This window comes from Curtobacterium sp. MCPF17_018, from assembly GCF_003234135.1.
GTDB lineage: Bacteria > Actinomycetota > Actinomycetes > Actinomycetales > Microbacteriaceae > Curtobacterium > Curtobacterium flaccumfaciens.
In genome coordinates, this window is record NZ_QKSJ01000005.1 from 24,184 (window position 1) to 44,868 (window position 20,685).

Annotated in this window: 16 protein-coding genes and 1 tRNA gene; 4 read left to right on the forward strand and 13 right to left on the reverse strand. The window is 71.6% G+C overall.

Annotated elements, in window-relative coordinates:
• Window positions 1–55: 55 nt before the first annotated feature.
• The 7 genes from gatB to mnmA form a co-directional block, all read right to left on the reverse strand.
• Window positions 56–1,561, reverse strand: a complete 1,506-nt coding sequence (gatB, locus tag DEJ27_RS07405; protein WP_110862725.1) for an Asp-tRNA(Asn)/Glu-tRNA(Gln) amidotransferase subunit GatB — start codon at window positions 1,559–1,561, stop codon at window positions 56–58.
• A complete protein-coding gene (gene gatA / locus DEJ27_RS07410) occupies window positions 1,561–3,108 on the reverse strand; it encodes an Asp-tRNA(Asn)/Glu-tRNA(Gln) amidotransferase subunit GatA (protein ID WP_111090630.1) in 1,548 nt (515 codons plus the stop codon). Before gatA ends, gatB begins: the two co-directional genes overlap by 1 nt.
• 11 nt (window positions 3,109–3,119) lie before the next feature.
• Window positions 3,120–3,419: an Asp-tRNA(Asn)/Glu-tRNA(Gln) amidotransferase subunit GatC gene (gene gatC, locus DEJ27_RS07415; protein ID WP_017887005.1), complete on the reverse strand. Its 300-nt coding sequence runs from the start codon at window positions 3,417–3,419 to the stop codon at window positions 3,120–3,122.
• A 130-nt stretch (window positions 3,420–3,549) separates the two neighbouring features.
• Window positions 3,550–5,853: a transglycosylase domain-containing protein gene (locus DEJ27_RS07420; protein WP_146244668.1), complete on the reverse strand. Its 2,304-nt coding sequence runs from the start codon at window positions 5,851–5,853 to the stop codon at window positions 3,550–3,552.
• Window positions 5,854–6,083: 230 nt separating this feature from the next.
• Complete coding sequence (locus DEJ27_RS07425) at window positions 6,084–7,496, reverse strand: alpha/beta hydrolase (protein ID WP_111090632.1); 1,413 nt, start codon at window positions 7,494–7,496, stop codon at window positions 6,084–6,086.
• Window positions 7,497–7,675: 179 nt separating this feature from the next.
• Window positions 7,676–10,006, reverse strand: coding sequence for an NAD-dependent DNA ligase LigA (gene ligA / locus DEJ27_RS07430; protein ID WP_111090633.1), 2,331 nt, complete (start codon window positions 10,004–10,006; stop codon window positions 7,676–7,678).
• Between the two features lie 66 nt (window positions 10,007–10,072).
• Window positions 10,073–11,179 carry a tRNA 2-thiouridine(34) synthase MnmA gene (gene mnmA, locus DEJ27_RS07435; protein ID WP_027464605.1) on the reverse strand — a complete coding sequence of 369 codons (1,107 nt, stop codon included), beginning with the start codon at window positions 11,177–11,179 and terminating at the stop codon, window positions 10,073–10,075.
• Window positions 11,180–11,235: 56 nt separating this feature from the next.
• Here mnmA and DEJ27_RS07440 point away from each other — a divergent pair, with 56 nt between their 5' ends.
• The 3 genes from DEJ27_RS07440 to DEJ27_RS07450 all read left to right on the forward strand — a co-directional run bounded on the left by DEJ27_RS07440 (window position 11,236) and on the right by DEJ27_RS07450 (window position 13,577).
• On the forward strand, window positions 11,236–12,543 hold the full coding sequence (locus DEJ27_RS07440) for an MFS transporter (RefSeq protein WP_111090634.1): 1,308 nt from the start codon (window positions 11,236–11,238) through the stop codon (window positions 12,541–12,543).
• A 100-nt stretch (window positions 12,544–12,643) separates the two neighbouring features.
• Window positions 12,644–12,724 (forward strand) — tRNA-Leu (locus DEJ27_RS07445).
• A 145-nt stretch (window positions 12,725–12,869) separates the two neighbouring features.
• Window positions 12,870–13,577, forward strand: a complete 708-nt coding sequence (locus DEJ27_RS07450) for a DedA family protein (protein ID WP_110862732.1) — start codon at window positions 12,870–12,872, stop codon at window positions 13,575–13,577.
• Window positions 13,578–13,697: 120 nt separating this feature from the next.
• Here DEJ27_RS07450 and rdgB read toward each other — a convergent pair whose 3' ends face one another.
• The 3 genes from rdgB to murI are packed head-to-tail and all read right to left on the reverse strand — an operon-like array spanning window position 13,698 to window position 15,867.
• A complete protein-coding gene (rdgB, locus tag DEJ27_RS07455) occupies window positions 13,698–14,291 on the reverse strand; it encodes an RdgB/HAM1 family non-canonical purine NTP pyrophosphatase (protein ID WP_027464602.1) in 594 nt (197 codons plus the stop codon).
• On the reverse strand, window positions 14,288–15,025 hold the full coding sequence (rph, locus tag DEJ27_RS07460; protein ID WP_027464601.1) for a ribonuclease PH: 738 nt from the start codon (window positions 15,023–15,025) through the stop codon (window positions 14,288–14,290). Before rph ends, rdgB begins: the two co-directional genes overlap by 4 nt.
• A complete protein-coding gene (gene murI, locus DEJ27_RS07465) occupies window positions 15,022–15,867 on the reverse strand; it encodes a glutamate racemase (protein WP_111090692.1) in 846 nt (281 codons plus the stop codon). The genes rph and murI overlap by 4 nt, the downstream gene beginning before the upstream one ends.
• Before the next feature lie 115 nt (window positions 15,868–15,982).
• On the opposite strand from murI, the gene DEJ27_RS07470 reads away from it, so the two are divergent.
• The gene (locus tag DEJ27_RS07470) at window positions 15,983–17,272 is read left to right on the forward strand and encodes a nicotinate phosphoribosyltransferase (RefSeq protein WP_111090635.1); all 1,290 of its coding nucleotides are present in this window, start codon (window positions 15,983–15,985) and stop codon (window positions 17,270–17,272) included.
• Between the two features lie 173 nt (window positions 17,273–17,445).
• Here the strand turns inward: DEJ27_RS07470 and DEJ27_RS07475 are convergent, their stop codons facing one another.
• The 3 genes from DEJ27_RS07475 to DEJ27_RS07485 form a co-directional block, all read right to left on the reverse strand.
• On the reverse strand, window positions 17,446–17,706 hold the full coding sequence (locus tag DEJ27_RS07475; RefSeq protein ID WP_099051947.1) for a DUF3039 domain-containing protein: 261 nt from the start codon (window positions 17,704–17,706) through the stop codon (window positions 17,446–17,448).
• A gap of 97 nt (window positions 17,707–17,803) precedes the next feature.
• Window positions 17,804–19,375: an ABC transporter permease gene (locus DEJ27_RS07480; RefSeq protein ID WP_111090636.1), complete on the reverse strand. Its 1,572-nt coding sequence runs from the start codon at window positions 19,373–19,375 to the stop codon at window positions 17,804–17,806.
• Window positions 19,351–20,604 carry an ABC transporter ATP-binding protein gene (locus tag DEJ27_RS07485; RefSeq protein ID WP_258370310.1) on the reverse strand — a complete coding sequence of 418 codons (1,254 nt, stop codon included), beginning with the start codon at window positions 20,602–20,604 and terminating at the stop codon, window positions 19,351–19,353. The genes DEJ27_RS07480 and DEJ27_RS07485 overlap by 25 nt, the downstream gene beginning before the upstream one ends.
• Window positions 20,605–20,685: the final 81 nt, after the last annotated feature.

Below are 20,685 nucleotides of genomic sequence, written 5' to 3' on the forward strand. Positions count from 1 at the left end.
GGACGCACGGAGGGCACGGCACCGACCGGTGACGTGCCCTCCGTGGTGGGACTGCCTACGACTGCTGCGCGCGCTCCAGCACGAGTTCCCGCACGCGGGCGGCGTCGGCCTGGCCCTTCATGGCCTTCATGACCGCACCGATGATCGCGCCGGCCGCCTGGACCTTGCCGTCCTGGATCTTCGCCAGCACGTCGGGCTGCGCCGCGAGTGCTTCGTCGACCGCAGCCGTCAGGGCGGAGTCGTCCGAGACGACCTTGAGCCCGCGGGCCTCGACGACCTGGGCAGGCGAACCCTCGCCCGCGATGACGCCCTCGAGCACCTGGCGTGCCAGGCGGTCGGTCAGGTCACCGGACTCGACGAGCGCGATGACCTCGGCGACGTGCTTCGGCGACACCAGGTCACCGGGAGCGGCGTCCTGCGCGTTGGCGACGCGGCTGATCTCACCGGTCCACCACTTGCGGGCGGCCTGTGGTGCGGCGCCGGCGGCGACGGTGCCCTCGACCTCGTCGAGGAGACCGCCGTTGACGACGTCCTGGAACTCCAGGTCGGCGAAGCCCCAGTCACCCTTCAGGCGACGGCGACGTGCGACCGGGGCCTCGGGCAGCGAAGCACGGAGCTCCGCGACGACGGCCGGGTCCGGCACGACGGGCAGCAGGTCGGGTTCCGGGAAGTACCGGTAGTCGTCGGCGTCCGACTTCGGACGACCGGCCGAGGTGCGGCCGGTGTCCTCGTGCCAGTGGCGGGTCTCCTGCGTGATCGTGCCACCGGCGGCGAGGATCGCGGCCTGGCGCTGGATCTCGTAGCGGATCGCACGCTCGACGGCGCGGAACGAGTTGACGTTCTTGGTCTCGGTGCGGGTGCCGAGCTTCTCCTGCCCGCGGGGGCGCAGCGAGATGTTCGCGTCGCACCGCAGGTTGCCGCGCTCCATGCGGGCCTCGGAGACACCGAGCGCCCGGACGAGGTCGCGGATGACCTGCACGTAGGCGGCACCGAGCTCGGGGGCACGGTGCTCGGCGCCGAAGATCGGCTTCGTGACGATCTCGACCAGGGGCACACCGGCACGGTTGTAGTCGACGAGCGAGTACTCGGCGCCCTGGATGCGGCCGGTGGCACCACCGACGTGCGTCAGCTTGCCGGCGTCCTCTTCCATGTGGGCGCGCTCGATCGGGATGTTGTAGATCGTGCCGTCGGCGAGCTCGACCTCGACCTCGCCCTCGTAGGCGATGGGCTCGTCGTACTGCGAGACCTGGTAGTTCTTCGGGTTGTCCGGGTAGAAGTAGTTCTTCCGGGCGAACCGCGAGGACTCGGCGATCGAGCAGCCGAGCGCGAGCCCGAGCTGGATCGAGTACCGCACGGCCTGTGCGTTCACGACCGGCAGCGACCCGGGCAGCCCGAGGTCGACCGGGGTGACGTTCGTGTTGGGCTCGCCGCCGAAGAAGTTCGGGGCGTCCGAGAACATCTTGGTCTTCGTCGCGAGTTCGACGTGGACCTCGAAGCCGAGCACCGGCTCGTAGCGCTCGAGCGCCTCGTCGAAGTCCATCAGCGCGTCCTTCTGCGCCATCAGATCACACCTTCCTGCGCAGCGGACTGCTGACTCTGGTCGAGGTCCGGGACGGACGCGATGAGCGGCGCGCCCCACTGCTGTTCGAGCAGACGCTCGAGGGCGGCACCGTAGCGGTACAGCCGGGCGTCCTCACGCTGGGGCGCCATCAGCTGCACGCCGACGGGCAGGCCGTCCTCGGGCGCGAGGCCGTTCGGGATGCTCATCCCGGGGACACCGGCGAGGTTCGCCGGGATCGTGGTGAGGTCGTTGAGGTACATCGCCAGGGGGTCGTCGATGCGCTCACCGATCGGGAACGCGGTCGTCGGCGCCGACGGGCTGACGAGCAGGTCGACCTGCTCGAAGGCGGCCTGGAAGTCCCGCTGCACGAGCGTGCGGACCTTCTGCGCCGAGCCGTAGTACGCGTCGTAGTAGCCGGCGCTCAGGGCGTAGGTGCCGAGGATGATGCGCCGCTTGACCTCGGGCCCGAAGCCGGCTTCGCGCGTGGCTGCCATGACGTCCTCGACGGTGGCACCGTTCTCGGGCGTGACCCGGAGGCCGAAGCGCACCGAGTCGAACTTGGCGAGGTTCGACGACGCCTCGGCCGGGAGGATGAGGTAGTACGCGCTGATCGCGTACGCGAACGACGGGGCGTCGATCTCGACGACGACCGCACCGGCCGACTCGAGCAGCGCGACCGTCTCCTGGAAGCGCTGGGTGACACCGGCCTGGAACCCGTCGCCCCCGGCGAGCTCCTTCACCACGCCGACGCGCAGGCCGCGGAGCGTGTCCGCCTGCAGCCCTTCGCGTGCGGCGGCGGCCATCGAGGGCCAGGCGTCCGGGATGGACGTGGAGTCCTTCGGGTCGTGCCCGCCGATGACGTCGTGCAGGAGCGCGGCGTCGAGGACGGTGCGGGACACCGGACCGATCTGGTCGAGGCTGGACGCCAGGGCGATGGCGCCGTAGCGGCTCACCCCGCCGTAGGTCGGCTTCACGCCGACCGTGCCCGTCACGGCACCGGGCTGGCGGATGGAGCCACCCGTGTCCGAACCGAGGGCGAAGGGTGCTTCGTGCGCGGCGACCGCAGCGGCCGAGCCACCGCCGGACCCGCCGGGGATCCGGTCGAGGTCCCACGGGTTGCGGGTCGGACCGTAGGCCGAGAACTCGGTGGTCGAGCCCATCGCGAACTCGTCCATGTTGGTCTTGCCGAGCGGCACGAGGCCGGCGGCGCGGAGCTTCGCGACGGGGGTGGCGTCGTACGGCGGCACCCAGCCCTCGAGGATCTTGGACCCGGCGGTCGTGGGCATGTCCTGCGTGCACAGGACGTCCTTGACGGCGATCGGCACACCGGCGAGGGGCCCGAGGTCGTCGCCGGCGGCACGGCGGGAGTCGATCGACTTCGCCACGGCCAGGGCGTTCTCGTTGACGTGCAGGAACGCGTGCACGTCGCCGTCGACGGCGGCGATCCGGTCGAGGTGGGCCTGGGTGGCCTCGACGCTCGAGACGTCGCGCGCCACGAGGGCGTCGGCGAGCGCCGCGGCGCTCAGCTTCGTGATGTCGTCAGTCACTGTTCTTCGCCCTACTGTTCTTCGCCGAGGATGGCGGTCACGCGGAACCGTTCGCCGTCGGAGTCGGGCGCCCCGGAGAGCGCCTGCTCCTGCGTCAGCGTCGTGCCGACCACGTCGGGTCGGGTGACGTTGCCGAGCGGCACGGGGTGGCTCGTCGCCGGGACGTCGTCGGTCGCGACCTCGGCGACCTTGGCGACGCTCTCGACGATGTGCGACAGCTCCCCGGTCAGCTTCTCGATCTCGTCGGGCGTGAGTGCGATACGTGCGAGGTTCGCCAGGTGCGCGACCTGCTCGCTCGTGATGTCAGGCATGGTGCTCCGTCGATCGGTTCGTGGAATGCCCCACAGTCTATTGGCTGCGTCGGGCGCGCAGGCGCGGCTGTGGACAACGGCCCGGAGGCCCGGTGCCGGTCCGCCGGACCGACACCGGGCCTCCAGAGGGTCACTTCCGGTTCTGGTCTCCCGCAGCCGGCACCGCCGGAGCAGGGGGCGCAGCCTGCGCACCTGGAGCGGCAGGCGCAGCCGCCGGCGTCGTCTGGTCGTCCTGCGCGGTCCGCTGCCCGGACGAGGAGCTCGACGACGAAGAAGACGACGAGGACGAAGACGACTTGCTCGCCTGCCCGATCATCGCCTGGCTCGGCGCGGGCAGCGCTCCCCCGCCGACGGTCTGGTCCAGGTACGCCATCATCGACTTCCCGACCCCGAACTTCGCGCTGTACCCGGTGGTGCCCTGCAGGAACGGCCAGTTCGCCAGGCTCACGCTCCCCTGCACGTTGCCGACCCAGGTGGCGTTCGTGTACTTCGTCGACGACGCGACGAGCCAGTTCTGCACGTCACCGTCGGTGGTGCCGGTCTTCGCGAACTTCGCCACGCTGTCCCCGGGGTTCGCGCTCGCGGCCGTCCCCGACCCGGACAGGACACCCTGCAGCGCGTAGTCGACCGTGCCCGCGACGTCCGCCGAGACACCCTGCGTGCAGGACGACGGCGTCGGGGTGATCTTCGTGCCGTCCGCATCGGTCACCGAGTCGATCGCGGTGGGCGTGCACACGATGCCGCCGTCGGCGAAGCCCGCGTAGGCCTCGGCCAGGTCGATCGGCGAGAGCTCGTTCACGCCGAGGATCGAGGACGGCGTCTGCGTCAGGTCACCGCCGTCGGCGCGGTGGATGCCCATCGACTGCGCGAGCTGGGCGATCTTGCACAGGTCGAGCTGCTTCCCCATCTGGGCGTACGCGGTGTTGATCGACTCGACCGTCGCCGCCTCGACCGACATCGACGACGGCACGCTCTCGGCGTTGGCGACGTTCCAGGTGCCGCCCGCGACGTTCTGGCAGGTGTTGGTGAACTCGGCGTTCTCGAACTGGTGCTCCGAGGTGGTGACCGAGTCGGACAGGGTGTGCCCACTGGCGAGCCACTCGGCCAGGGTGAACACCTTGTAGGTCGAGCCGGTCTGGAACCCGCCCGAGTTGCCGTACCCGGAGTCGGCGCTGTAGTTCACCGCCGTGGCGCCGGCCGCGGCGTTGTCCCCCTGCGTGTACGTGGTGTTCTGGACCATCGACATGATCCGGCCGGTGCCGGGCTCCACGGTGACGTTCGAGCCGCCGACGTCGACGCCGGCCATCGTGGCCGGCACGTAGGTGGACAGGGCGGACTGTGCCTGGCCCTGCAGGTCGAGGTCGAGCGAGGTGTGGATCTGCAGCCCCTTGGTGTCGAGCGTGGCGATGCGTGCCGCCGCGGTCTTGCCGAACGCGGGGTCCTGCAGCACCTGGTCGCGGACGTAGTCGCAGAAGTAGCCGGCGTCGTAGTTCGTCGCGGCGGTCGAGCACCCGTTCGCGGTCTCGGTGATCTTCGGCGTGACCGGCGTCGCGATCGCCTCCGTCATCTGTGCCTTCGTGATCGAGCCGTGCGCCTGCATCCGGCGGAGCACGTAGTCGCGGCGTTCCTTCGTCAGCTCGTACCCGTTGGCCGTGCCGTTGTCCTTGTCGCTCGGCACGTCGATGCGCAGGTTCGACGGGTTGTTGAGGATCGCGACGAGCGTGGCCGACTGCACGAGCGACAGGTCCTTCGCGTGCACGCCGAAGTAGTGCTCGGCCCCGGCCTCGGCACCGTAGACCCGCCCGCCGAGCCCGACGATGTTGAGGTACCCGGTCAGGATCTCGTCCTTCGAGTACTTCTTGTTCACCGCGATGGCGTACCGCATCTCCTGCAGCTTGCGCTGCGGCGTGACGCCGGCCGCGTCCTCGTAGCAGGCTTCGACCTTCTTCTCGGTGGCGGCCTGGTCCGTGCCCGTGAGCTCCTCGCACTGCTGCACCAGGACGTTCTTGACGTACTGCTGCGTGATGCTCGAGCCGCCCTGCACGTCCCCGCCGACGACGGTCGCGGCGACACCGCGGAGCGTGCCGAGCACGTCGATGCCGCCCTCGTCGTGGTAGCGCGGGTCCTCGGTGTCGATCGCCGCCTGCTTGAGCGAGTCCGCCATCTGGTCGGCCGTCACGTTCGTGCGGTTCTCAGCGTAGAACGAGGCGATCTTGACCTGCTTCCCGCCCTTCTCCGCGTACACGGACGACACCTGCTGCGGGGTCTGCACGTCCAGGTAGGTCGGCAGGTCCTCGAAGAACGAGACCGCCCCGGAGGTCCCCTCTCCCGCGACGGCGACCGCCGGGGTCACCGCGACGGCGACGAGCATGCCGGCGAGCACGGACATCACCACGAACATCAGGAGAGCACCAGGCCATCGCACCACACGCATGACGGCACCGTAGGCAGCAGGGCTGTACTGGTTCTGCCCTGGAACGAGTGCAGGCTGCGGTCGCGTTCAGGTTGCCCCAGCCCGTTCCGGGGACGGGTCGCGATGCGCACGGGCGTACCGATCCGGCCGGGAGGCCCGCGACGGCTCCGGCACGTCGGCCGCCGGTCACGATCGGGTCACGCCCACCGCGTCGCCACGACCGGCGGGTCCGCCCGGTCGGTCAGGGCCGCTCAGTCACGGGGCTGCAGGTCCTGCGGGCGCACGAGGTACATGTCCGGCGAGGCGCCGACGATGTCGTCACCACCCGACTTCCCGCGTCGGACCTGCTCGCGCACCAGGTCGCCGCGCCCGATGCCGATCAGGGCGACGTCGTGCAGCGATGCCGTGCCCGGCTTGAGGTAGTCGTTGTGCCCCACGGGTCGCCGGAACACGTCACCGGCCGACAGCGCGTCGGCGCCCCCGGCCAGGTCGAGCACGGTCGACCCGAACGACGCCCCACCCGGGTCGGTGCCGAAGTACCCGGAGCCCGCGATGGGGTCGCTGTGCGCACCGCCGACGAAGACCTGCCCGGTGGCGACGGCGAGGTCGGCCGCCGTCCGGACGTCGCTGCCCGGCGACCCGAGCACGGTCAGGGTGTCGGCGGTCATCCGCCCCGACGCCAGGGCCGTCATCGCCGTGGTCGACCCGTACGAGTGCGCGACGATGTTCACCCGCGGTTGGTCGCCCGCGCGGATCACGCGCAGCCCTGCGACGGTCCGTTCGAGCCGCTCCGCCCCGGTCCGTGCGAGCCCGAGCGACAGGATGTTCGACAGGTCCGGCGTCCGGTACCCCATCCACGCGACGACGGCGGCACCCGACCCGTTGCCGGTGGCGGCGAGCGGCGCCAGGGTGGCCTGCTCGCGGGACAGGTCGTTGGCGGTGTTCGTGAAGTCGGTCATCTGCCCGGTGACCGTGAAGAACATGCCCGGCACCACGACGGTGACGTCGGCCGCGGTGTCGAGGTCGCCGATGCTGATCGCCGCACGCCCGGAACCCCGGGTGTCGAGCGCCACCAGGAAGCGCCGCGGGTCGCCCGGCTCCTGCACCAGGGAGTCCCGGACCTGCCCGAGCATCGCGGCCCGGGCAGCACCGAGGTCGGCGTCGGCGAGGCCGGACGTCAGCGTCGCGCGGTTGGCCTGGTCACGGACGGCGTACGGCACGCCCTCGAGGTTCCCCACCAGGGCGGGTGCGTGCACCCGGAGCCGGTCCTGCTCGTCGGCCGGCAGGTGCGACCACCACTGCGCGACGGTGTGCGCGGGCGGCGGGTCGTCCTGCACCGCCGCCACGACACGACGGTCGGTGGCTGCGCTTCGCAGGTCGGCGGCGCCGAGTGCGCCGAGGTCCTCGACGAAGGCTCGTCCGTGCGCGGCGGCGAGGTCGTCGACCCCCACCCCCGACGTCGACGCCGACGCCGCCGCTGGTGCCGCCGGTGCCGCCGCTGGTGGCGCCGAGAGCGTGGCGACGACGGGGTCCGCGGCCGGGACGATGCGGGTCGTGGCGGTGCTGGAGACCGTGACCTGGTGCGCCGGGGGCATGCCTGGGGCCTCGATCACTCCGAGCGAGTGCACCGAGGCGGTGAGCAGAGCCGCAGCGATGAGCAGCAATCGGGTCTCCCCCGGGAAGGCCGTCCCGACGTCCCCCTGCAGACGACGGGTGATGCTCGGTCGAGTCTATGGAGATGTCCGTCGATCATCCATGCGCGATGCAACTTGTCCCCCGAACTGGGCACGTCCGACGGCGCGCCGCGCTCAGCGGATGCGACCGGGCGTGCTGTGCATCCCGCTCAGTCCTCGGTCGTCGGCGCTTCCGGTTCGCTGAGCGCCGCCGGCCCCTCGGTCACGAGCAGGTGGAACTGCTCGGCGTCGATGATCCGGACGCCCAGCTGCTCGGCCTTCGTGAGCTTCGAACCAGCCCCCGGACCGGCGGCCACGAAGTCGGTCTTCTTGCTCACGCTCGAGGCCGCCTTGCCGCCGGCGGTGATGATCGCCTCTTGTGCACCTTCTCGCGTGTAGCCCTCGAGGGACCCGGTCGCGACGACGGTGACGCCGCTCAGCACGCCGCCCTCGACGTCGGCACTGCCCGGGCCGGGGTGGCCCGGGGTGGCGAACTGCACGCCGGCCGCGGTCCAGCGGTCGATGATCTCGCGGTGCCAGTCGACGTCGAACCAGGCGAGCAGGGCGTCGGCGATGATGCCGCCCACCCCGTCGACGGCCGCGAGGTCCTCGCGCGAGGCCGAACGGATCGCGTCGAGGGAGCCGAAGTGGTTCGCCAGGGCTCGGGCGGCGACGGGTCCGACGTGGCGGATGCTCAAGCCGACCAGGATCCGCCACAGGGGCTTCGTCTTCGCGGCGTCGATGTTCGCGAGCATCTCGAACGCGTTCTTCGACGGGTAGCGGCTCGGCTCACCGGTGTAGTCGGCGCCCCGCGCCTCGGGGTCGAACGGCGGGTCGGTCTTCTTGCGCGCCCGGCTGAACGGTGTGACGCGCTTCGGGGTGCCGTCGTCGTCGACCTTCTCCATGCCCGTCTCGGCGTCGCGGACGATGACCTCGATCGGGACGATGTCCTGCATGGTCAGGTCGAACAGTCCGGCCTCGGTGACGAGCGGCGGGGTCTCCGGGCGGAGCGGCTGCGTGAGCGCTGCGGCCGCGACCTCGCCGAGCCCCTCGATGTCGAGCGACCCGCGCGAGGCGATGTGCTCGACCCGACCGCGCACCTGTGCCGGGCAACTCTTCGCGTTCGGGCAGCGCAGGTCGATGTCGCCTTCCTTCGCGGGGGCGAGCTCGGTGCCGCACTCGGGGCAGTTCGTCGGCATCACGAACTCGCGCTCGGAGCCGTCCCGGAGCTCGACCACCGGGCCGAGCACCTCGGGGATGACGTCGCCGGCCTTCCGCAGCACGACGGTGTCGCCGATCAGCACACCCTTCGCCTTGACGACCTGCTGGTTGTGCAGCGTGGCCTGGCGGACGACGGACCCGGCGACCTCGGCCGGGGCCATCACCGCGAACGGGGTGGCACGGCCGGTGCGGCCGACGCTGACCACGATGTCGGTGAGCGTCGTGTGCACTTCTTCCGGCGGGTACTTGTAGGCGATCGCCCACCGCGGCGCCCGTGACGTCGACCCGAGTTCCTCGTGCAGGGCGAGGTCGTCGACCTTCACGACGACGCCGTCGATCTGGTGCTCGACGGCCGAGCGGCGCTCCCCCGTGGTCCGCACGAAGCCGTTGACCTCGTCGATGGTGTCGAACACCCGGTAGTGGCTGCTCGTCGGGAGCCCCCAGGTCTGCAGCAGCTCGTACACCTCGGACTGGCTGCGGACGTCGGTGCCCTGCTCGAGCTCACGCACGGGCCACGCGCCGATGCCGTGCACGAGCATCCGCAGACGTCGCAGCCGGTCGACCATCAGGGCACGCTTCGCCTCGGACTTGCCCTCTTCCTTCTGGCGGAGGGACCCGGCGGCGGCGTTGCGCGGGTTGGCGAACACGCGCTCCCCCGCCTCGCGCTGGTTCGCGTTGAGCTCGTCGAACTCGGCGACCGGGAAGAAGATCTCGCCCCGGACCTCGACCAGGGGCGGGTGGCCGGTGCCCGACAGGCGGTCCGGGATCGTGCCCATCGTGCGGACGTTGCCGGTGACGTCCTCGCCGACCACGCCGTCACCGCGGGTGGCGGCCGAGACGAGCCGACCGTGCTGGTACCGCAGGTTGATCGCCAGGCCGTCGATCTTCAGCTCGGTCAGGAACCGCACCCGCTCGGCACCGGCGTCACGCTGCACCTTGAGTGCCCACTCGGTGAGCTCGTCGGGGCTGAAGACGTTGTCGAGGGAGAGCATGCGCTCGGCGTGCTCGACCGGCGCGAACTGCGTCGTCTGCGCCTGCCCGCCCACGGTCTGCGTCGGGCTGTCGGGCGTCAGGAGCTCCGGGAACCGCCGTTCGATCGCATCGAGGCGGTGCACCAGGGCGTCGTAGTCGGCGTCCGACAGGGGCGAGGCGTTGCCCTCGTAGTAGTCGTGGCGCAGCTCGTTGACGCGGGCGCGCAACCGGTCGACCTCGCGCGCGGCCTGGGCGGCGTCGAGCCCGTCGGGGTCGATGGTCTCGAACGTCGCGTCGGTCTCGCTCATGGCATCAGTTCTACCGTGCCCCACCGACGCCGCGCGCAGCGAGCTTGTGCCCCGGGAGCGGCGGGGTCAGGCGTCGACGGGGACGGCGCTGACCGTGGTGTCGATCGTGCACTGGCCGAGCACCCGCGTGCCGACGTAGACCACGGCGGTCTGCCCGGGAGCGACCCCGTGCAGCGGCTCGTCGACGTCGATCACGAGCACGTCGTCCTGCACCCGGGCGGTCGCGGGCACCGGGTCGGCGTGCGCGCGGATCTGCACGTCGCAGGCGAACGGCGTCGCGGGGTCGGCGGGGGCCGTGCCCGCCCAGGTGAACCGCGAGCCGGACATCGAGGTGACGGCGAGGGCTTCTTTCGGGCCGACGACGACGGTGTTGTCCTTCGGACGGATCTCGAGCACGAACCGGGGCTTGCCGTCGGGTGCCGGGCGGCCGAGCGCCAGGCCGCGGCGCTGTCCGACGGTGTAGCCGGTGGCGCCCTCGTGCGAACCGACGACCGTGCCGTCGCGCTCGACCACGTCCCCGGGGGCGGTGCCGACGCGGTCCGCCAGCCAGCCACGGGTGTCGCCGTCCGGGATGAAGCAGATGTCGTACGAGTCCGGCTTCTGGGCGACCGTCAGCCCGCGCTCGGCGGCCTCGGCCCGGACCTCGTCCTTCGACGGGGTGGCTCCGAGCGGGAACATCGCGTGCTGCAGCTGCTCGGCGGTCAGGACCCCGAGCACGTACGACTGGTCCTTCGCCCACGCGGCCGACCGGTGCAGTTCACGGGAGCCGTCGGGACCGGTGACGATCGAGGCGTAGTGCCCGGTCGCGACGGCGTCGAACCCCAGGGCGAGCGCCTTCTCGAGCAGCGCCGCGAACTTGATCCGCTCGTTGCAGCGCATGCAGGGGTTCGGGGTGCGGCCGGCCTGGTACTCGGCCACGAAGTCGTCGACGACGTCCTCCTTGAACCGGGCCGAGAAGTCCCACACGTAGTAGGGGATCCCGAGGGCCGACGCGGCGCGCTGGGCGTCCATCGAGTCCTCGATGGTGCAGCACCCGCGGCTGCCGGTGCGCAGGGTGCCGGGCATCCGGCTCAGGGCCAGGTGCACGCCCACCACGTCGTGGCCGGCGTCGACCGCCCGGGCTGCGGCCACCGCCGAGTCGACACCACCGCTCATCGCCGCAAGAACACGCATGCCTCCAGGGTAACCCGCCGACGAAGCGGTACCGCTGGCGTACCGTTGGTCGGGCGATGGCCACGACGGGGAACGACTCATTCGACTTCCGGTCCGTCCTGCTGTCCGGGTTCCTGCCCGCCGCGCTGTTCGCGATCGGCGAGGGTGCGATCATCCCGATCATCCCGATCGCGGCCGACTCCCTCGGCGCCAGCCTGGCGTTCGCGGGCTTCGTCGCCTCGCTCATCCTGGTCGGGGAGCTCATCGGCGACGTGCCGTCCGGCATCGTCGTCGCCCGCATCGGTGAGCGGAACGCGATGATCGGCGCCGCGCTCGTCTCGGTGGTCGGGCTCGTCGTCGCCACGACGGCCGCGAACGCCTGGGTCCTGGCGCTCGGGGTGTTCCTGGTCGGCGTCTCCACCGCGGTGTTCGCACTCGCCCGGCACGCCTACATGACCACCGCGATCCCCCTGCGGATCCGGGCACGGGCGCTGTCGAGCCTGGGCGGCGTCTTCCGCTTCGGCTACTTCGTCGGACCGTTCATCGCCGCCGGCGTCATCCACCTGACCGGGACCACCAGCAGCGCCTTCTGGATCCACGTCGTCTGCTGCCTGGCGGCGGCGACCGTGCTCCTGGTGCTGCGCGACCCGGCGACGGGCACACGCGGCCTGCGGTTGCCACCACGGGCCTCCCGGCTGTCGGCCGACCACGCGACGGACGCGAGCCACCAGGCGACCGAACCGCCCGCCGACACCGGCGCGCAGTTCGTCCAGCAGGAGGCGCAGGGCCTCTTCCGCACCATCCGCGCGAACGGGGCGGTCCTGCTGCGGCTCGGCAGCGGAGCAGGCCTGATCGGCGCCATGCGCGCCGGGCGGCAGGTGATCCTGCCGCTCTGGGCGGTGAGCGTCGGCCTCGACGACTCGACCGCGGCGCTCGTGATCGGCATCGCCGGAGCCGTCGACTTCGCGCTCTTCTACACGAGCGGGCAGATCATGGACCGGTGGGGACGGCTCGCGAGCGCGCTGCCCTGCATGCTCGGCCTGAGCATCAGCTACTTCCTGCTCGCCTGGAGCGGCCACCTGGACGCCCGGGTCGGCTGGTTCGTCGCGATCGCGATGGGCATGTCCCTGGCCAACGGGGTCGGTTCCGGCATCCTCATGACGCTCGGCGCGGACCTCGCACCGCGCGACGCCCCGGCACCGTTCCTGGGAGCCTGGCGGTTCACCGGCGACTTCGGGTCGGCGGCGGCACCGCTCCTCATCTCCGGCGTGACCGCCGTCGCGTCCATCGCGGTCGCCAGCGGGGTGATGGGCGTGCTCGGCCTGGTCGGCGCGGGCATCCTGCTCCGGTACGTCCCCCGGTACCTGCCGCGCCCGCTGCGCTGACACACGGCGGCGCCTGCGTACCGCGCACGGTCCGCACCACGGCCTGGAGGCCCGGCGCACGTCCGCCCCGTACCCCGCGCTCGGTAGACTGCCGCTGCTCGCGGGAGTGGTGGAATCGGTAGACACGCAGGATTTAGGTTCCTGTGCCCCAGGCGTGAGGGTTCGAGTCCCTCCTTCCGCACCGAGTCCCTCCTGCCGCACCGTTGCGGTCATCCGCACGCCTCGAGCGGGTCAGCCCTGCGAGGGATGGCCCGGTCACTTCCGGGCGGTACCCTCGTCCCGCGGGAGTCCTCCCCGTGACCCCCGCCTCCACGACCGGAAGAACCATGCACTCCGTCGCACTCGCCCTGATCCCGTGGCTCGATCCGCAGTACATCCTCGACCACTTCGGGGCCATCGCCGTGCTCGTGGTCTGCGCGATCGTGTTCGCCGAGACCGGTCTGCTCATCGGCTTCATCTTCCCGGGCGACAGCCTGCTGGTCATCACCGGCCTGTTCGCTTTCGACCGCGGCGGCGAGATCGGCGGCATCCCGGTGTGGGTCGCGGCGCTGATGATCGGCGCCGCCGCGTTCCTCGGCGGTGAGCTCGGCTACTACATCGGCAAGAAGGCCGGGCCACCGATCTTCGAGCGCAAGGACAGCGGGCTCTTCTCGAAGGCGAACGTCGAGCGCACCAACGCGTTCTTCCACCGCTTCGGCCCCCTCGCCGTGATCCTGGCGCGCTTCGTGCCGGTCGTCCGCACCTTCGCCCCGATCGCCGCGGGCGTCGGCCGGATGGACTACAAGAAGTACTCGCTCTACAACGCGATCGGCGCCGTGGTCTGGGGCGTCGGCGTGACGTTCCTCGGGTACTTCATCGGCCACATCCCCTTCGTGGCGCACATCGTCCGCGAGTACATCGACATCATCCTGCTGGCCGCGGTCGTCGTGACCGTCGTGCCGATGGCGCTGACGTACCTGCGCAACGCCCGCAAGGCGAAGCACACGAACGAGGCCGAGGCCACCACGGCCCCGACGATCGACCCGACGCTCTAGCCGCAGCACCGGCTGTACCGGCGCTCCCGCGCTCCAGCGCACGACCGAAGTCGCCCCGAACCACGTGATCACGTGGTCCGGGGCGACTCCGGTTGTGCGGAACGGAAAGAGCGCTGGCGCTCAGACGCCGAAGTGCTCCCGAACTATCGGCGCGATCCCCCGGAACGCCTTGCTGCGGTGCGACAGGGCGTTCTTCTCGTCGCGGGTGAGTTCCGCCGACGAGCGGTCGGCGTCGTCCGGTCGGAACACCGGGTCGTAGCCGTGCCCGCCGTCGCCGACGGGCTCGGTCAGCACCTCGCCGTTCCAGACCGCCTCGACCACGTGCTCCTGACCGTCGGGCGTCACGAAGGCTGCTGCGCACACGAACGCGGCGGTCCGCTCGACGACACCCTGCAGGTTCGTGAGCAGCAGCGCGATGTTGTCGGCGTCCGAGCGGGTGCCGGCGTACCGGGCCGAGTGGATGCCCGGTGCGCCCCCGAGGGCGTCGACCGCGATCCCGGAGTCGTCGGCGAGCGCCGGCAGCCCCGTGTGCGCGACGGCGGCACGCGCCTTGATCAGGGCGTTCGCCGCGTAGCTGTCGCCGTCCTCGACAGGCTCGGGGCCGTCGTACCCGACGAGTTCGACACCCTCGCCCAGCGCCGACCCGAGGATCTCGCGCAGTTCGACGACCTTGCCCTGGTTGTGGGTGGCCAGCACCACCTCGCGGGACGTCACGCCAGACCCAGGACCGAACGCTGGATCGCTGCGAGCGACTGGTTGCCGGCCAGGCCGAGGTCGAGCAGGACGTTCAGCTCGTCACGGTCGAACGGCGCGTGCTCGGCGGTGCCCTGCACCTCGATGAACTTGCCCGACCCCGTCGTGACGATGTTCATGTCGGTGTCCGCGGCGGAGTCCTCGGTGTAGGCCAGGTCGAGCATCGGCTCCCCCTTGACGATGCCGACCGAGATCGCCTGCACGCTGTCGGTGAGCGGCGTGGCCTTCTTCGCGATGAAGCCCTTGGCGCGGCCCCACTCGATCGCGTCGGCCATCGCCACGTACGCACCCGTGATCGACGCCGTGCGGGTGCCGCCGTCGGCCTGCAGCACGTCGCAGTCGATGACGAGGGTGTTCTCGCCCAGGGCCTTCGTGTCGACGACCGCGCGGAGCGAACGCCCGATCAGGCGGGAGATCTCGTGCGTGCGACCGCCGACCTTGCCCTTGATGGACTCGCGCTGCATGCGCTCGTTGGTCGACCGCGGCAGCATCGAGTACTCGGCGGTGACCCACCCGGTGCCCTTGCCGGCGAGCCAGCGGGGCACGCCGTTGGTGAACGACGCGGTGCAGAGCACCTTGGTGTTGCCGAAGGAGATGAGCGCGCTGCCCTCGGCCTGCGTGCTCCACCCCCGCTCGATGGTGACGGGACGGTGGTCGGTGGCGGTGCGGCCGTCGACGCGGAGGTTGTCGGTCATGGGGTCCTTTCGGTGCGGGGCAGCGTGATGGCCCCCGTCTGGAGGTGGCCGACGCTCGAGACCTCGGGGCCGAGGAAGCGCCGGGCGAGCCGGATGAAGCCGTTCTTGTCGTCGCCCGTCGCCTCGAACGAGTACGTCGGGGCGGTGGTCGCGGTGCGCTCGAGCCCGTGCTCCACGAGCCGGCGGTAGACGTCGTTCGCGGTCTCCTCGGCGCTGGAGACGAGCGTGACCTCCGGACCCATGACGAACTGGATCGCGGCGGACATGAGCGGGTAGTGGGTGCAGCCGAGCACGAGGGTGTCGACGTCGGCGGCACGGATCGGGTCGAGGTACCCGGCCGCGATCTCGCGCAGCGACGGCGACGAGGTGTCCCCCGCCTCGACGAACTCGACGAACCGGGGGCACGCGGCGGTGGTCAGCGTGACGTCGGCGGCGACCGCGAAGGCGTCCTCGTAGGCGCGCGACGCGATGGTGCCGACGGTGCCGATGACCCCGATGCGGCCCGTGCGGGTCTGCTTGACGGCGGCGCGGGCCGCGGGCTGGATGACCTCGACCACGGGGATGCCGTACGCCTGCTCGTACCGTTCGCGGGCGTCGCGGAGCACGGCGGACGAGGCGGTGTTGCACCCGATCACCAGGGCCTTCACGCCCTGCTCGACCAGGTCGTCCATGACCTCGAGCGCGTAGCGGCGGACGTCGGCGATGGGCTTCGGGCCGTAGGGCGAGTGCACGGTGTCGCCGACGTACCGGATGCTCTCGCGCGGGAGCTGGTCGATGATGGCGCGGGCCACGGTGAGGCCGCCGACCCCGCTGTCGAAGACTCCGATCGGTGCATCCGTCACGGCACCAGCGTACCGACGCTCGCCGACGAGCCCGGACGCGACCACGCGCGCCACGCTTGCCGGGCGCCCGAGGTGATCCGGGCCTCCCGAGGGTCACGTCACTAGTGTCGGAGACGTGACCAGCGCGCTCCTCACCGACCAGTACGAGCTCACCATGGTGGACGCCGCCCTGAAGGACGGCACCGCCGACCGCCGATGCGTCTTCGAGGTGTTCGCTCGGCGGCTGCCGGACGGCCGCCGCTACGGTGTCGCGGCCGGACTCGGACGCTTCCTCACCGCCCTCGGCGACTTCCGCTTCGGCGACGAGGAGATCGGGTTCCTGCGCGACCGCGGCGTCATCGACGCCGGCACCGCCTCGTGGCTCGCCGACTACCGGTTCAGCGGCGACGTCCGCGCCTACCGGGAGGGCGAGGTCTACTTCCCGAACTCGCCCATCCTGCAGATCGAGGGCACCTTCGCCGAGGCCGTCGTGCTCGAGACCCTCGCCCTGAGCATCTTCAACGCGGACTCCGCGATCGCCTCGGCCGCCGCCCGCATGGTGTCCGCCGCCGACGGCCGCCCGCTCGCCGAGATGGGCTCCCGCCGCACCGGTGAGTGGAACGCGGTCGCCGCTGCCCGTGCCGCGTACATCGCCGGCTTCGGTGCGACGAGCAACCTCGAGGCCGGCCGCACCTGGGGCATCCCCACGATGGGCACCGCCGCGCACGCCTTCACGCTGCTGCACGACTCCGAGGAGCAGGCGTTCCGGTCGCAGCTCGACGCGCTCGGCAGCGGCACGACCCTGCTCGTCGACACCTACGACATCGAGGCCGCGGTCGAGACGGCCGTCCGGCTCACCGACGGCAAGCTCGGCGGCGTCCGGATCGACAGCGGCGACCTGCCGTCCGTCGTCGCCGCGGTGCGCGCCCAGCTCGACCGCCTCGGCGCGACGGGCACGAAGATCACGGTGACGAACGACCTCGACGAGTACACGATCGCCGCGCTCCGAGCTGCCCCGGTCGACTCGTACGGCGTCGGCACCTCGGTCGTCTCCGGCTCGGGGCACCCCGCCGCCGGCATGGTGTTCAAGCTCGTCGCGCACCGGGACGCGGACGGCGGCGAATGGGTCCCCGTCGCCAAGAAGTCGGCCGACAAGGCGTCGATCGGCGGCCGGAAGGAGGCGGGCCGACGACTCCGCAACGGCGTCGCGACCGCCGAGATCGTGCTCACGGGTGCGCAGGTCGGCCCGGACGAGCGGCCGCTGCTGGTCCCCGTCGTCACCGGCGGCGAGGTCGACCCGGCGTTCCTCGGCACGCAGGGCGTCGAGGCCGCACGCGCGCACCACAAGCGCGCGAAAGCGGAGCTGCCAGCCGACGCGTCGCGCATCGGCCGCGGCGACCCCGCCATCCCCACCCTGGTGGTCTAGGGCACTCGCGCACGTGCGTCGCGTCGCGTCGCCGCTTCGTGAGCAGAGATGGTCGAGTGTCCGAGGGTGACCCGACCTCTTCTGCTCACGATGTCCGGCCAGCTGACGCAGACGACGGACAGGAGGCCCGTGGCGGCGTCGCCACGGGCCTCCTGTCCGTCTACTGGTCGCGTCTACTCGGCCTTCATCTTCTCGTAGATGGCCTTGCAGTCCGGGCAGACCGGGAACTTCTCAGGGTCGCGACCCGGGATCCACTTCTTGCCGCACAGGGCCTTGACCGGCTTGCCGGACAGGGCCGACTGCAGGATCTTGTCCTTCTTCACGTAGTGCGAGAACCGCTCGTGGTCACCGGGTTCGATCGCTTCGTCTTCGAGGAGCTTCTCGAGCTCCCGGTCCATCACGTCGAGGCCGCCGCCTGGTTCCGTCATGCTCATGGGTCCAGGGTACGACGGTCCGCCCTCGGGTGCGCCGCTCGTTCGTTGCGCTGTGCCGTCAGTTGCGCTTCGCCGCTCGCTGCGGTGCGGTGCGCCCCTAGTTGCGCTGGGCCGCGGCGAGCAGGTCGGGGCCACGGCGGTCGAACAGGCGTCCGCCCGCGGACACACCGATGACGAGCACGACGGCACCGATCCCGACGCCCACCAGGAGCGTCAGCACCGACCAGGGCTCCGGTCCCTGCACGGCGGCGAGCACCGCGAGGCAGACAGCGGGGACCGTGCAGAGCACGATGCCGATCACCATGGTCGCCTGCGAGACCGTGGCGGTGACGCCGGCAGCCTGCGGCTGCTGGAAGGGGTGGTCGCCCGGGCGCACCGTCGGGTAGGGCATGAGCACGGACACGACGCTCGACAACCCGAGCCCGGACAGCAACGCACTCGCACTGACGCCGATGAGCAGCGGGAAGGCAGCCCGGTCACCGAACAGCCACGCGGACAGCGCGGCCCCGGCGACGATCGCGGGCGCCCCCACGACCAGCACGGGCACGACCCGACCGAGCCGGTCGCTCCACCCGGGTGCACCGGAGGCGACGTGCAGCCACACGGCGGTGTTGTCGTACGAGACGTCGTTGTGCGGCAGGAACCCGGCGATCAGGGCCATCAGCGGCAGCGGCACGAGGGCGGTCCACTGCCACGGCACCCCGGCGACACCGAGCGGGATGACGACGATCGGCACGAGCAGGATGATCAGGTACGACGTGCGGTACCGCGGGTCGCGGACCCAGTAGGTGAGTGCCCGGGCGGCGACGGCCGACACCGGGGCCGAACCGAACCGGTCGAACCAGCCCAGGCCCTGGTAGCGGCGGGTGCGGGCGCGGTCGTCGACGGTCTCGAGCGCACGGCTGACGAGTGCCCACCACGCCCAGGCGAGGAGCGCGACGACGGCGACCGCGACGAGGAGCTTCACGACACCGGTGCCGACGTGGCCGCTCGCGACCTCGGCGGGCACGGCCCACGCGGCACCCCACGGGGTCCAGCCGGCGACGTCCGCGACGCGCTGCATCTCGGCGCCCTGCGGGTCGAGCCAGTCGACCCGCAGCAGCAGCGCCACCGTCGGGATCGAGAGCGCGATGATGACGAGGGCCACCAGCCACCCGGCGTCGCGGGAGCGGTCCGGCCCGATCAGCCGGGAGCCGACGGTGCAGCAGACGCGGATCAGGAGCGCGCAGGTCACGACGCCGAGCACCCCGCCGAGCACGGCGAGCAGGCCGAGACCGGGATTGCGCGCCCAGGCGACGACCTGGCCGACGGCGACGATGACGACGCCGATCACCGGGATGCCGACGAGTCCGGCGACGACGAGCCCGATCGCCAGGCGACGGCGCTCGATGCCGAACACCGCGAAGCGCCGCGGGTCGAGCTGGTCGCTCCGGCCGACGACGAGCGGCACGACCGTGAACCCGAAGGTGATCAGGGTGCCGACGGGCACGATGACCGCGCGTGCGACGTCCGGGTCGGCGTCACCGAGGGCGATGGTCTGCGACGCGACGAACACGGCGGCGAGGAGTCCGACGAGGCTGGCGAGCACGACGGCGACGGACCGGCGGGCGGTGCCGCGGACCTCGCCCGCGAGCAGGTCCGCCCTCAGCCGGAGAAGCTGTGCAACCATTCCATGCTCTCCGCGACGACACGACCGCCGGCGAGTTCGACGAACTTGTCCTCGAGGCTCTTGCGCCCGCGGACCTGGGCCATCGTGCCGGACGCCAGGACCCTGCCGCCGACGATGATGGCGACCGAGTCGCAGGTGCGCTGCACGAGCTCCATCGAGTGGCTCGACAGCACGACCGTGCCGCCGCCCCGGGTGTACCGGCGCAGGATGTCCGTGATCGTCGCCGCGCTCACCGGGTCGACCGACTCGAACGGCTCGTCGAGCACGAGCACGCGCGGCGAGTGGATCAGGGTCGCGGCCAGGGCGATCTTCTTCGCCATGCCGACGGAGTAGTCGGCGACCTGGCGGCCGAGCGCCTCGCCCAGCCCGAAGGCCTCGGCGAGGTCGGCGCTGCGCTTCCGTGCGGTGGCACCGTCGAGGCCGCGGAGCGTGGCCGAGTAGTAGAGGAGCTGCGTACCGGTCAGCCGGTCGAACAGACGGAGCCGGTCCGGCAGGACGCCGAGACTGCGCTTCGCCGCCGTCGGGTCGGCCCAGACGTCGTGGTCGAGCACGGTCACCGAGCCGGCGTCGGGTCGCAGCAGTCCGGTGACCATCGACAGGGTCGTCGTCTTGCCGGCGCCGTTCGGGCCCACCACGCCGAAGATCGAGCCCTGCCGGATCTCGAGGTCGACCTCGTCGACGGCCAGGGTCTGCCCGTACCGCTTGACCAGGCCACTCGCTGCGAGCACGACGGGCTGGAGCGTCTGCGGCTGCTTCGGTGCGGCGGAGCGGGGCGCGCGCTTCTTGGTCGCGGGCGGGGCGGCGGCGGTCGCCCGGCCGGCGTCGTCCGTCGCGTCGTCCGCGTCGGTCGGGACGGGAGGCTCGGCGCCGGTCCGCGGGGCGGCCTTCGTCGGGCGCTTGGTGCGTCCCTTGCCGTTGCGCGCCTTCGCGGGGCGCGGCGCTGCGGCCGTCGTCGCGTCGTCGGTGCGCTCGTCCGTCGTCGCGTCGGAGCGGGCATCGGTCGTCGCGTCCGTGCGGGTGTCCGTCGCGTCCGTGCGGGTCTCCGTCGTGGCGTCGGTCATGGCGTCATCAGTGGCGGCGTCGTCCGCATCGGTGTCCCCCGTGTCGTCGTCGGCTGCGTCGTCCTCAGCAGCCGCGGCGGTGTCCGCGTCGTCGGCGTCCCCCGCCTCGGTCATCCAGGCAGCGTCGGCCGTGGCGTACACGTCCTCGTTCTCTGCTCGCGCTGGCATCGACCCACCGTACCAACGCTCTCCGACCATCGGGAACCGTCGCGGCCAGGGTCACGAATTGAGTACGAAGCGCGCAGACCC

What these genes read in the sequence shown, in the direction of transcription:
- gatB (WP_110862725.1), bottom strand. Translation starts at nt 1,561, where the DNA reads ATGGCGCAGAAGGACGCGCTGATGGACTTCGACGAGGCGCTCGAGCGC.
- gatC (WP_017887005.1), bottom strand. Translation starts at nt 3,419, where the DNA reads ATGCCTGACATCACGAGCGAGCAGGTCGCGCACCTGGCGAACCTCGCA.
- DEJ27_RS07420 (WP_146244668.1), bottom strand. Translation starts at nt 5,853, where the DNA reads ATGCGTGTGGTGCGATGGCCTGGTGCTCTCCTGATGTTCGTGGTGATG.
- ligA (WP_111090633.1), bottom strand. Translation starts at nt 10,006, where the DNA reads ATGAGCGAGACCGACGCGACGTTCGAGACCATCGACCCCGACGGGCTC.
- mnmA (WP_027464605.1), bottom strand. Translation starts at nt 11,179, where the DNA reads ATGCGTGTTCTTGCGGCGATGAGCGGTGGTGTCGACTCGGCGGTGGCC.
- DEJ27_RS07440 (WP_111090634.1), top strand. Translation starts at nt 11,236, where the DNA reads ATGGCCACGACGGGGAACGACTCATTCGACTTCCGGTCCGTCCTGCTG.
- DEJ27_RS07450 (WP_110862732.1), top strand. Translation starts at nt 12,870, where the DNA reads ATGCACTCCGTCGCACTCGCCCTGATCCCGTGGCTCGATCCGCAGTAC.
- rph (WP_027464601.1), bottom strand. Translation starts at nt 15,025, where the DNA reads ATGACCGACAACCTCCGCGTCGACGGCCGCACCGCCACCGACCACCGT.
- DEJ27_RS07475 (WP_099051947.1), bottom strand. Translation starts at nt 17,706, where the DNA reads ATGAGCATGACGGAACCAGGCGGCGGCCTCGACGTGATGGACCGGGAG.
- DEJ27_RS07480 (WP_111090636.1), bottom strand. Translation starts at nt 19,375, where the DNA reads ATGGTTGCACAGCTTCTCCGGCTGAGGGCGGACCTGCTCGCGGGCGAG.
- DEJ27_RS07485 (WP_258370310.1), bottom strand. Translation starts at nt 20,604, where the DNA reads ATGCCAGCGCGAGCAGAGAACGAGGACGTGTACGCCACGGCCGACGCT.